Annotated in this window: 8 protein-coding genes; 4 read left to right on the top strand and 4 right to left on the bottom strand. The window is 42.3% G+C overall.

Annotation, left to right across the window (positions count from 1 at the left end; translation table 11 throughout):
• Positions 1 to 24: 24 nt before the first annotated feature.
• From DFP76_RS15075 to DFP76_RS15060, 4 genes are all read right to left on the bottom strand, one after another.
• Positions 25 to 2091, bottom strand: a complete 2067-nt coding sequence (locus tag DFP76_RS15075) for a TonB-dependent siderophore receptor (RefSeq protein ID WP_113875434.1) — start codon at positions 2089 to 2091, stop codon at positions 25 to 27.
• Between the two features lie 208 nt (positions 2092 to 2299).
• On the bottom strand, positions 2300 to 3043 hold the full coding sequence (locus DFP76_RS15070; protein WP_113875433.1) for a helix-turn-helix domain-containing protein: 744 nt from the start codon (positions 3041 to 3043) through the stop codon (positions 2300 to 2302).
• A gap of 138 nt (positions 3044 to 3181) precedes the next feature.
• Positions 3182 to 4669: a mannitol dehydrogenase family protein gene (locus DFP76_RS15065; RefSeq protein ID WP_113875432.1), complete on the bottom strand. Its 1488-nt coding sequence runs from the start codon at positions 4667 to 4669 to the stop codon at positions 3182 to 3184.
• A gap of 20 nt (positions 4670 to 4689) precedes the next feature.
• Complete coding sequence (locus tag DFP76_RS15060; protein WP_113875431.1) at positions 4690 to 6393, bottom strand: purine-cytosine permease family protein; 1704 nt, start codon at positions 6391 to 6393, stop codon at positions 4690 to 4692.
• 779 nt (positions 6394 to 7172) lie between these two features.
• Between DFP76_RS15060 and DFP76_RS15055 the strand changes: the two genes are divergently transcribed.
• The 4 genes from DFP76_RS15055 to DFP76_RS15040 all read left to right on the top strand — a co-directional run bounded on the left by DFP76_RS15055 (position 7173) and on the right by DFP76_RS15040 (position 11903).
• Positions 7173 to 8963 carry a CHASE domain-containing protein gene (locus DFP76_RS15055; RefSeq protein ID WP_113875430.1) on the top strand — a complete coding sequence of 597 codons (1791 nt, stop codon included), beginning with the start codon at positions 7173 to 7175 and terminating at the stop codon, positions 8961 to 8963.
• Positions 8964 to 9380, top strand: a complete 417-nt coding sequence (locus DFP76_RS15050; RefSeq protein ID WP_113875429.1) for a response regulator — start codon at positions 8964 to 8966, stop codon at positions 9378 to 9380. It abuts the gene before it with no gap.
• An 18-nt stretch (positions 9381 to 9398) separates the two neighbouring features.
• On the top strand, positions 9399 to 11114 hold the full coding sequence (locus tag DFP76_RS15045; protein ID WP_113875428.1) for a two-component system response regulator: 1716 nt from the start codon (positions 9399 to 9401) through the stop codon (positions 11112 to 11114).
• A gap of 123 nt (positions 11115 to 11237) precedes the next feature.
• Positions 11238 to 11903 carry a glutathione S-transferase gene (locus DFP76_RS15040; protein WP_113875427.1) on the top strand — a complete coding sequence of 222 codons (666 nt, stop codon included), beginning with the start codon at positions 11238 to 11240 and terminating at the stop codon, positions 11901 to 11903.
• Positions 11904 to 11975: the final 72 nt, after the last annotated feature.

The following is an 11975-nucleotide window of genomic DNA, read 5'->3' as shown; positions in this document are numbered from 1 at the left end:
TGTGTTTTCGATTAAGGCTCGTGTTTACCAAGCGTGGTTTAAAGTCATGGTGATGTCACGGCCTCGATTGTAAAAATCTGCAGTACCAGATCCAACAACGTGTTGATCATCCAATAGGTTGCTGATGTTCATGGCAAGTTGTGTCACTGGAGTGATGTCGTAGTTTAACGATGCATCAAAGGTCACCGCCGCCTCACTTTTTTTGCTATTAGCAGCGTTAAAGTAGTATGAGCCAACATAGCGTGCGCCCAATCCGATGGACATATCTTGACGTGGTAAGATGTAATGTCCCCACAGGGAAGCGGAATGCTGCGGTGTGGTTGCGAAATCGTTGCCTTCATAAGAGTCGTCTTCGGTGACTTTAGAATCCATATAAGAATAGCCTCCAGAAAGACTCACGCTATCTGTCAGTTCTGCTCTCATTTCTAAATCAACACCTTTGACGCGATTTTTGCCGATCACTTCACGGTCAATTGAACCATCGTCTTGCGCAACCGCGATGTTGACATTACTTTTTTGAAGGTCATAAATTGCCACAGAAAAAATGGCGTTGATATCGCTAGGTGAAAATTTTGCGCCTATTTCAGTTTGGTCACCACGCACTATTTCTGTGCCTACAGATGGTGGCGAAACGGATTCTACTTGACTTATGTAGGCTGAAACTTGGTCGCTGAATCTGTAGGTTAAGGCCGAACGGAAGGTGTTTTCAGAAAAGTCACTCTTGGTGTCAGTATTATTATGATAATCGTCTTCTGAAACCTCAATGTCATCGTGTCGAGCGCCGATGGAAAGGATGTATTTATCATCCCAGGCCAAATTTTGCTGTAATAGAGCGGCTTGTGTCTGATAGTCGGTTTTTTTATCGGCGTAAGGGGTTAGAACGCTTGGTGCGCCAGAATAGACAATATTATTGACATCGATACTGGTCGCGGTCCCCCAAGCGCTGTTCTCCGTCTTGCTAGAATTTTGGTATTCAATACCAAATACTGTGCTGCTGTCGAGACGATCAAAGGTGATGTCGTATTGACCTAACAAGTTACCGCTAAATTGCTTTATTGCCGTGTCTGTTGCAATGAAACCACGACTTACTGTATCGCCTACTCGATCATTGGAATCCGAGATGTATGTGTAACCATATCGGTTTGTTGAATCTGTGTATCTGAGGTTGGAAGATACTTTAAGGCCATTATCCAGGCTATGATTGATCTGTGCACTGATGTTAGTGCGTTCTACATCTTGATAGTTAAAGTCTGGTTCTCCAAAGAACGTGCTTCTGTCGTACTCTTTATCAAACGGTGCGCCGCTACTATTGGCGCTGGCATCTGTATTTAGGTAATCAACTAGGAGCGTTGCACTGGTTTTGTTGTTTGGTTGCCAAGTTAAGCCGCCCATAACAAACTGAGAATCGTCTTTTGAGTAGTCGTACTCTCGGTCACTGTCTTTTACCTTAGCTGTTAAGCGATAAGCTAGGGTGTCACTCTCGTCCAAAGCTCTGTTCACATCAAGCCCAACTTCTTTATGGTCATGAGAACCATAGGTTAGATAGACGCTGGAAAATTCATCAAATTTTGGTGTTTTACTGACGAAATTGATGGAGCCACCCGGTTCTGCAGGGCCGAATAAGGTTGAGTTGGCACCGCGGATCACTTCAACTCGTTCATATGCAAAGGGCTCTTCGCGTACATCGAACAGAGAACCAAGATATAAACCGTCACGATAAGTGGAAGCGTTAAAGCCTCGAATTTGATAGAAATCGGTACGATCGTCTGCCCCATAGTAGCCTGTTACGGTTCCTGGCGTATATTGCAGAACTTCTTCTGTCGTTGACGCGCCGCGCTGCTGAATTTCTTTTTCTGTGATGACGGAGACCGACGCTGGTGTGTCTTGAATGCTGGTGGCGACTTTGCCGCCAACCCAAAGCTCTGTCGCGACTACGGACTCGCTGTCATCATCAGCCTCTTCGGCTTGGCTATTGATGAGTATGGGGGAAAGACGGAATACGTCTTCATTTGCTTCGGCTAAAGCGGCGCTGGGTAGTATGACTGAGCAGCAGAGTAGGGAGCTGGTATATGGGAATAATTTTATTTTCATCGTTTTCTCCAGTAGCGTTTCTCCCTAAGAAATTAATCACAATGCTAGTGTTAATGATTATCAATAGTAATCTGTGATTTTGACACATTCTAACACGTTTAAAAGGGAGGTTTGTGAGATGCGTGCAGTCTGAAGGTGGTGGCTTTCATCCTTTGTTTGAACGCATCTCGTTATATTTGATACAAGCAAAAAGATGATAAGAGGCTTGCTAAGAAGATAATTGTATAAATCGGTCACTTTTATCATGAGCAAGTTGTTTGGGAGTAAGACTGGCGTATTTACGAGTAAATCGAATGTAGTGGGATTGATCATTAAAGCCTCTGTCTGGAAAAAGTTCTCCGGCTTTTAATGAGTCAAAACTGTGTCGAAAGCGTAATATGTCACAATAGTTTTTAAGGGGTAGTCCTAGCCATTTATTGAAATAGCGGTTGATTTGACGGCTGCTCCAATTGGCTGATTGAGCGATCTCGTTAACGGTGATAGAGCCATTTGTCTGATAGATTAAATCAGACATGATGCGCTTTCGGGAGTCTATTGCATGATCTAGCTGTGAGGTGAAGTAGTGTCCCAGCTTGCCACAAAAATCATTAAAATCCTCAAGGTCTTCTTGCTCTATGCCAGCGTAACCCGGAGTTAAGCTGGTGCGATCATTGAGAATGTCAGCAACGGATCTTTTTAATAAATATTCCACCGCTAATAGGTTCAGTCGGACTCCCATTAATACTGACTGTTTTGGCATGATGCCTTGTTGCTTCTGTGTTTCCAGTCCTACTAAAGAAACATGCAAAGGAAACTCATTGTTACTGAAAAAATAGACATCAATACCGCCATCAGGAAAGGTGACCAGTTCTTCATCCTGATCACTGGGGTTGCGAATCATCCAATAGCTTTCGATGAAGGGAGACAAAGCTTCATTGGGGGCTAATGAGGTTACCTGAATAGTTTCTTTCATTGTGACAGTAGAATGACTCTATAAATTTATGAATGAGACTCATTCTACTTTCTGTGGGGGATAAGAGCCACAGTTACTTTTCGTAAAGCTATGGCTCTCGATTTATCGACATTTAATGCTGGTATTCACTAGCTTGTTTTAATGCTCTGCCATAAGGCTTTGCATTTGTGTGGCGATATTAGACGTTTGATATAAAGTCTCTAGCATCTCTTTATATTCAGCTGTAAAAGAGGACTCTTTTACTAAATCACCAAACACATCATGTAGCTTTAAAAAAGCCAATGGGTCTGTTTTCGAGTTGGTTGCGGCTTGATGAAGCTCTTCTTTCATCTCGTCAATAATGTCTAGTACTTGTCCTGTTTGGTCCGTGCCTTTGTCAGAATAATAACACCATGCTGCGATGACCAAGGTGGCGTAGCGGATACTGCCACCATTGGCTAAGTTTTCATTGATCGTTGAAATCAAAAACTTGGGCAATTTAGAAGAACTTTCTAGGCAAATACGAGATAAGTGATCTTTCACATTTGGATTGCTAAAGCGCTGAATTAGGGTGTCTTTGTAGTCTTCAAGGTCAATACCCTCTACTGGGTCTAATACAGGAGTCGCTTCAATATCCATGAATCGTCTTAGGTAGCTTGCAAAAAGAGGGTCCGCAACACAACCATCAATGGTTTGGTGACCATGAATCGAACCTAGTAGTCCCAAAACCGAATGCCCTGCGTTTAAGAGACGAATCTTCATGGTTTCATAGGGAGTTACATCACTGACAAAATGTGCACCAGTGTGCTCCCATGCAGGGCGCCCATTAGAGAATTCATCCTCAATCACCCATTGATGGAATGACTCACATACTACCGGCCACGCGTCTGTAACACCTGCATTTGAAAGTTCGTCAATGTCTTCACGAGTAGTGACAGGCGTGATTCTATCAACCATTGCATTGGGGAATTTGACCTCTTGCTCAATCCAGTCTGCTAGATCGGCGTCTTGCTGCTGAACAAACGCCAGCAGCATTTTTTTGGTCATGTCGCCATTGTGTTGAATATTGTCACAGGACTGAATTGTAAACGCTGGAAGCCCTGCAGAGCGTCTTTTTCTCAAAGCAGCGGTTAAAAAGCCGAATACCATTTTGGGGGCGTTTGGATTATTTAGATCGTGTTGCACATCTGGATGAGACAGATCAAATTCATTACTTGCTAGATTGAAATAATAGCCCCCTTCAGTAATGGTTAATGACACAATTTTGGTGTCTTCATGCGCCATTTTATCAATCGCAGCAGGAGCATCATCAATGGCTAAAATAAAGTCAATAATGGCACCAATAACACGATGTTTTACTTCGCCATTAGAGTGCTTTTCTATTAGGGTGTAGAGGTAGTCTTGCTGGGCTAAGGCTGTAGCGATTTGACGATCTGCCTCTCTAAGTCCAATGCCGCAAATTCCCCAATCTAACGTCTGGCTTTGATTAAGTAGCTGGTCGGTATAAAAAGCTTCATGAGAGCGGTGAAAACCACCTACTCCAATGTGAACAATGCCGGCCTTTAATTGTGCTCTGTCGTAGTTAGGAAGAGCAATAGCGTCAGGCAAAGACGAAAGAGTTTGTTGATTTAGTGGTACGTTTGTCATTAATACATCTCGATATAGGGTTAAGCTTGCAGCGCTTTACGACGGCGTAATGACCAATATGCCGTGACAAAGTAAATGACGGTGCAGGTGAAGCCGTAGAAAAAGAAGGCATCTCGGTTTTGTTGATAGGTGTTCACATCAGGACTGGAAAACATGGTAATGCAGGCCAGTATTAACGTGATGGCAAGACTGATCCAAGAGATGGCGGTTAAGGCTTTGGAAAGCGTACGTTGATCTTCTACCGAAGGACTCTCTTGTTGCGCTTGTTTGGCTTGGTAATCTTCGACTAAAGCGTCGTATTTTTCCATTTCAGCTTGCTCTACAGGGTAGGTTTTATCAGCACCATGACGCTTTGCCAGTAATGTATAAATGACAATAGTGACGCACCAAGTGGGTAAAAAGAGATAGTAGAACGACATGATGTTTAGTGAATTTAAGCCAAACCCAAATATCAAACCGACTCCCCATGCAGTCACGGCAGGGCGACTGTGAGTCAATTTTTGGTAACTTGCCCAATAGCGGCTGTAGCCTATTTTGGGGAAGATAATGTGTTCTGCGAACACGATAGCACCGACAGGTACCACTAGCAGTCCTGCGTAAGTCAGTAGAGGGAGCATTTTACTGAACACAAAAGGAAAACAAGCAACGAGAATAGTAACTAGACCAACCGCGAGCGTTGTTTGTTTTCGAGAGCGTTGTTTAAAAATAGCTTGAGCAGCTAATCCAGCACGATATAGGTTTGCATTAGCCGTAGTCCAACCTGCGATAATGACAATCACAAACCCGGATAACCCAAGTGCTTGAAAGGCCACATCACCAGGGTCAAGTTCGGTAATTGACTTTTTAACAAGTACGGCCGTACCTGCGCCCATGATGCCAGCCGATACCCAAGCAACAAAATGCCCAAATAGCATGCCTGAACTGGTGGCTAAGCCGTAAATAGGTTTTTTGGCGTAGCGTAATAATGCCATATCAATCAAGCCAAAATGTGTAATGGTGTTGGCTGCCCAAGCAAAGCCAATAACTTCGACTAGACCGATACCTGGCTCACCTTGGGCATTGATGCCCGTCCAGATAGATTGATCCCCTATGGTAATAAAGTCTGTAAAGCTGGATAGGCTGGTTGTACCTAATACAGAGTCGGCCAGAGCTGGCATGATGACAAGAGCGCCGGATATGAACATGACAAATAGCCAAGGGCCGCAAATGCTGGAAAATTCAGATACGGCTTTAAAACCGTACATAGCAACAAATACAACTACTATGCCGACAAACAACACCACACAGACAAACCAGAGATTTGTTGGATACCAATTGAGTTGCGCGGGAATGTTAAATAAATAACGAACAGCAGTACTTGAAACCGTTATCATGGCGGCGGAAATGACGGTGAAAATAATGACATTAGCCCAGTTATAGAGCTTAGTCATCGAGTCACCGGCAATTTTATGTAGGTAGGTGTACAAGCTCAAGCGGGTTTGGGTTGCGATTGGTGCGGTAATTAAAGTCCAGCTTAAGATTGCTAATAAATTACCAATGAGTAGACCTAGCAAAATATCCATTGTTTTAGCACCAAGTGCGACAAACGTGGCACCAATGACAAACTCGGTAGCTGCAACGTGTTCACCTGCGTATAAGCCTAAAAAGTGTTTCCAACCGTGTCGCTTATGTTTTGCTATAGGCAGTTGTTCTTCACTGACATTATCCAGTTGCTTGAAATTCATATTTTTATCTCTTTAATTTTCAAGGATTAATCGTGGTTGTCTGTTTGCTCATAGGTTTTGTTTACTGGGCCAGGTCGACAGTGGGTCAATATCGTTTTAAAAACGGACCTTTCTCTGAATTGAGCTTGTGTGGTTTCAAAAAGGGTCAAATTAAAGCAATTTGCAGAACATGAGTATCGCTGAAGATGCTAAGTCAGGAATGCTAGTGTTCGTGTTTTATGAAATTCGCTCTTTTTTTAAAACGTTAGAGCGTAAACAAGACCGCAGGAAAGTATCTATATAGATACTATATTAATAGTTAAAAGCTTTTATCTTTGTTCTATTAATAACTTTAATTGTCGTCAATGAGCAGCGACGAACTATAGCAGCCCTTTTTTTCCATAGGTAGCGTGATGTAATACAAATTACACTCATAATTGTGCAAAAAAATAGGAAGCTTGTTGTTAGTGTATTGACTTGACTTGAAGTGATACTTTTTTGCTGTTTTTTGTTAAATGAAATTCATACCCCAACAGTAAGCTGGATCCGTGTAATGAAGTGGGAGCTTCAAATTTGCACAGCAAAGCTCATCTTTGTTTTTGTTTGTATCTAGAATGCGCTCTGCGAGCAGGAATAGTGACAAAAATAAACATGATTTGACTCTCAATAAAATGCCTTTTCGCTATGCTATTTAAGAAAGGTTATCACTTCTAAGCTTAGGCGTTGGGTTGAGATGTTGTCGCCAATAATGTGTATAAGCGAAGTGTGGGAAAATTAAATTTTAGGAAGAAAACATTATTATGCAAGATCAAAAGGGAAGCTCCTTTAACGGATTTCACTGGAGTCATTGGGCCGTTATTAGCTTGTCATTATTGCTGACATTGGGCGCTTGGTATTTTAGTCATCAGCAAGCAGAACAAAAGACTAAGGCGCAATTTGAGTTTCAGGCGGAGCAAATTGTGAGTTTGGTGCAAGAGCGCATGGAGAAATATGAAGAGGCCTTGTGGGCTGGCGTTGCAGCGCTTCATACCATGCCACATCACATGACGCGTTCAGATTGGCGAATTTTTGCAAATAGCTTAAATGTAGAAAGTCGCTTTCCTGGTATTAACGGCATTGGTGTTATTCATTATTTAGAGCCAGACAAACTTGATTCCTATCTTGCTTGGCAACGTGAAACCACGCCTGATTATGCTTTACATCCTGCACATACCCAAAACGAATATTGGCCGATTACCTATATTGAACCACAGATGAGTAATCAGGCCGCGGTCGGTTTGGACATGGCACATGAGATCAACCGTTACAGTGCTGCTAAAAAAGCCAGAGATACCGGCAAAGCCAGTATTACGGGTCCAATCACTCTCGTCCAAGATGCGAAGAAAACGCCAGGGTTTTTATTCTACGCTCCTTGGTATGGCGATCGTCAGAGCAATCATTTATATGGCGATCAAGAAGGAGACTTTCTTGGTTTGGTTTACTCGCCTTTTATCATGAAAAAATTGATGGGAGGCGTGCTGGAGAACAGTAATCGTCAGGTGAATTTTAGTATCCATGATGGCGGTGAAGTACTATACAGCGAACTGAATCAAAGCTCAGAAAATTATGATGATGCTCCGCTGTTTTCTAAGCAAATAGAAATCAATATGTATGGCAGAGATTGGTTGTTTACGGTGCAATCATCGAGCCTATTTCGAGCGCAAAACACTCAGAATCAACCCTGGATCATTCTTGCTGGTGGGATTGTAATTGATTCTCTCTTATTAATTATTTTTATCCTACTTTCTCGGGCAAATCATCGTGCTGTGTCTTATGCTGATAAAGTAACACAGGACTTAAAACTGCAAAAAGAAGAGTTGGAAATCGCTCATGAAGACTTGCAGTTGCGCAATCAAGAGTTAGAGGAAGCCAATAAAGATTTAGATCAGTTTGCGTTTGTGGCATCACATGATTTGAAAGCGCCATTACGCGGGATTAGCCAATTAGCCCAGTGGATTGAAGAAGATCTAAGAGAAAACTTCTCCAGTCAAACTCGTGAGTTTATGGATTTATTGCAAGGGCGAATTCAGCGCTTAGAAAAGCTGCTTGATGCCTTGTTAAGTTACTCTCGAATTGGTCGTGAAAAGAATACTTTTGAACAGTTTCATTTGGGAACACGGGTAACAGAGTTGTTTTCTTTGATTAATGCCAATGAGGCGTTTGCTTTTGACTGTGAAGATAATGTCGGTGAATTGAATACCTTAGCGGTACCGCTTGAACTGGTGTTAAGAAATTTATTGTCGAATGCAATAAAGCATCATGATAAAGGCCAAGGTAACATACAGTTTAAAGCGCAAAAACAGTCTGATCATTATCAAATTTGTGTGATCGATGATGGCCCAGGTATTCCAACACAGTTCCAAGAGCAAGTGTTTGAATTGTTCAAAACGTTAAAGCCTAGAGACGAAGTGGAAAGCAGCGGTTTAGGCTTGTCGATGGTGAAGAAAATACTCGACCGCTACGACTGTCATTATCAGATTTCATCGAATGGTGATAGAGGAACCTGTTTTGAGTTTGAGTGGCCATTTGAAGCCGCGCTAAGAGAGAAATAAATGAATCAAGCTGAGTTTAATGTGTTATTGATTGAAGACGATGATGTGGATGCTATGGTCGTTGAAAGAGCGCTTTGTCAGCTTGAATGTAGCTACTCACTACACCGAGTGAAAGATGGCATTGAGGCGTTGGAGTGGCTCTATGCAAATAAGTCGAAACGTCCTTTTATCACCTTATTAGATTTAAACATGCCTCGAATGGGAGGCCTTGAAATGTTAGAAAGAGTAAGGCAAGACGAGTCGTTACAAGATCTCCCAGTGTTTGTTCTAACCACGTCAAATAGACCAAGTGAAGTGGCCGCTTCTTATCGTCTTAACGTGGCCGGTTATTTTAGTAAAACCAGTTTAGGACAAGGTTTCCAGTCTTTGTCAGATCTATTAGTGAAATATTGGCAGTTAGTAGAATTGCCAAGATAAATTGAATCAGAGGGAAGTATGAATCTATTGATTATTGATGATGACGCTGTTGATCGAATGGCGGCGATTAGAACATTAAGACGTTCAGATTTGCCTTTAAGCAGCGTCGATCAAGCTCATTCTGCCGGTGAGGGAATTCATTTCGCTAATAAAAAGTATTACGACATTATTTTGTTGGATTATCAGTTGCCATCGCAAAATGGTATTGAAGTATTACGAGAGCTAAGAGGTACTGAAAATTTTTCGTCCGCTATTGTTATGTTAAGTCACAGTAGCGATGAAGAACTTGCTCTGCAGTGTGTGGAAGCTGGCGCACAAGACTTCATTATGAAGAGTGAAATTAATGCTTCAAGGCTGAAACGCGCCATTCTCATCGCAGCGGAGCGGAGTAATTTAGAAAGGCAGGTTAGAGAAAGTCACGAGCAACTGAGAAATCTGGCAGAGCAAGATAGTTTAACTGGTTTAAGTAATCGCTATTTTTTTGATGCCGCGTTAAAAGACCTCATTACCCAAGCGCAGCTTGATGGTCGCAAGATTGCCTTGTTGTTAATGGACTTAGATAAATTTAAACACATTAATGATTCACTTGGGCATGTCGTTGGTGATGAGGTGCTGAAAAAAGTGGCGTCTCGGTTGCGAGGTGTTTTGGGTATCGGAGATAAAATATGTCGCCTTGGTGGAGATGAATTCGCGATTTTACTCAATCATTTTGAACACCTTAATCATGTTCGCTGCTTAGTTGATGAGGTCATGTTTGAGCTGTCTCAACCTGTTCAATACAGTGGTCGAACCATTGATATCTCAGGCAGTGTTGGGGTGGCTACTTATCCTGAATGTGCGGTAACGGCGATTGATCTAATGAAGTGTGCGGATGTGGCCATGTATCGCTCAAAAGGCTTGGGTGGTAAGCAGGCACAATATTATTCAAAGCAATTCCATCAAAAAATTGAAAGCCGTATTCGAATTGAACATGATTTGAAGCGAGCCATTGAGCGAGATGAATTTGTGCTTTATTACCAGCCACAAGTGGATTCACAAAGCTTTGATTTAGTCGGTGTGGAAGCCTTAATACGCTGGCAACATCCAGAGATGGGGTTAGTGCCACCGGATGAGTTTATTCCCATTGCCGAAGAAAGCCATTTCATCAATGAATTGGGGCGTTGGGTTATGGATGAAGCCTGCAAACAATTCCAAATTTGGTTAAATAAGCCAGGTATGAAAGACCTAAATTTCACGATTTCTGTGAATCTATCGGCACGCCAATTAAAAGATGCGGGGTTGAGTGAATTTCTTTTAGAGTGTTTGGAACGCTATCATATTCCGGCGGATCGTATTGAATTAGAGTTAACAGAAAGCAGTTTGGAAAGCAGTCTCGTTGCCCTCGATATGTTAAATAAAATGTCGGCTTTAGGTGTAAAGCTCGCTTTGGATGACTTTGGTACCGGTTACTCCTCGCTGTCTCATTTGAATGAGTACCCTTTTAATATCCTTAAAATTGACAAGTCTTTTGTGCGTTTCATTGAGCACGAAGATGAAGCGAGTTTGTTGAAAGCCATTAGCTCGTTTGCCCATTCCCTTGGTTTTGATACGGTTGCAGAAGGTGTGGAAACCAGTTTTCAAAGAGACCTTTGTGCTAGGTTAGGGGTTAAACGTTTGCAGGGGTATTTCTTTTCACCACCAATTCCGGCTAATGAAATTGAAATAATGTGGCAACCTAAACCCGCTATACAATAATGCTACGGCTGGACAGATTGAAATGACAACATAAGGTCAACACTGTTGTCATTTCTACTTTCTGACTATTGGTCCTCCTGTGCCTGTGGTACGTTTGCAGTATCGACATGTAAGGAGGCCGTTATGATTCAAGTTCATCATCTAGAAAATTCCCGTTCACAACGTATTTTATGGTTGCTCGAAGAGCTCAATTTAGCTTATGAGATCATTGAATATAAGCGTGACCCGAACACCGCTTCAGCACCTGATTCTCTTAAAGAAATACACCCTTTGGGGAAAGCGCCGATTTTGACCGATGGCGATAATACCATTGCTGAGTCGGGCGCTATCATTGAATATTTATTGGATCAATACGATGAGGGTAACCGCCTCCGACCAACTGAAGGGCAAGCGTTACTAGACTATCGATATTGGTTGCACTTTGCTGAAGGTTCGTTAATGCCGTTGCTGGTCATGAAGTTGGTGATGACCAAAGTGCCAAAAAATCCCATGCCTTTTTTTATAAAGCCGATTGCCAAAGCACTGACAGATAAAGTCATTCAGAAATTTATTCAGCCTCGTCTACAGCCACAGATAGAGCTAATCGAAGCGACACTTGCTGATCGAACCTGGTTTGCTGGAGAGGGACTAACGGCGGCGGATATTCAAATGAGCTTTCCATTACAAGCTTCCAGTACTCGAATGGACTTATCTTCTTACCCTAACATCCGCAAATTTTTGTCTGAGGTGGAAAAGCAACCGAGTTACCAAAGGGCTTTGGCAAAAGGTGGAGCTTTTACGACGCTTTAAATTAATTGATATTGATTCTCATTTTTGCTATTTTGCGCGCTCTTCATACAGTGATATAAGGCGAGGTGCTCC

Source organism: Marinomonas aquiplantarum (genome assembly GCF_003314975.1).
Taxonomy (GTDB): Bacteria; Pseudomonadota; Gammaproteobacteria; order Pseudomonadales; family Marinomonadaceae; genus Marinomonas; species Marinomonas aquiplantarum.
The sequence above is the reverse complement of the archived record's forward strand: the minus strand, read 5'-3'. Positions and strand labels throughout refer to the sequence as shown.

Coding starts and splice junctions, on each gene's coding strand:
- DFP76_RS15075 (WP_113875434.1), bottom strand. CDS start 2,091: ATGAAAATAAAATTATTCCCATATACCAGCTCCCTACTCTGCTGCTCA.
- DFP76_RS15070 (WP_113875433.1), bottom strand. CDS start 3,043: ATGAAAGAAACTATTCAGGTAACCTCATTAGCCCCCAATGAAGCTTTG.
- DFP76_RS15065 (WP_113875432.1), bottom strand. CDS start 4,669: ATGACAAACGTACCACTAAATCAACAAACTCTTTCGTCTTTGCCTGAC.
- DFP76_RS15060 (WP_113875431.1), bottom strand. CDS start 6,393: ATGAATTTCAAGCAACTGGATAATGTCAGTGAAGAACAACTGCCTATA.
- DFP76_RS15055 (WP_113875430.1), top strand. CDS start 7,173: ATGCAAGATCAAAAGGGAAGCTCCTTTAACGGATTTCACTGGAGTCAT.
- DFP76_RS15050 (WP_113875429.1), top strand. CDS start 8,964: ATGAATCAAGCTGAGTTTAATGTGTTATTGATTGAAGACGATGATGTG.
- DFP76_RS15045 (WP_113875428.1), top strand. CDS start 9,399: ATGAATCTATTGATTATTGATGATGACGCTGTTGATCGAATGGCGGCG.
- DFP76_RS15040 (WP_113875427.1), top strand. CDS start 11,238: ATGATTCAAGTTCATCATCTAGAAAATTCCCGTTCACAACGTATTTTA.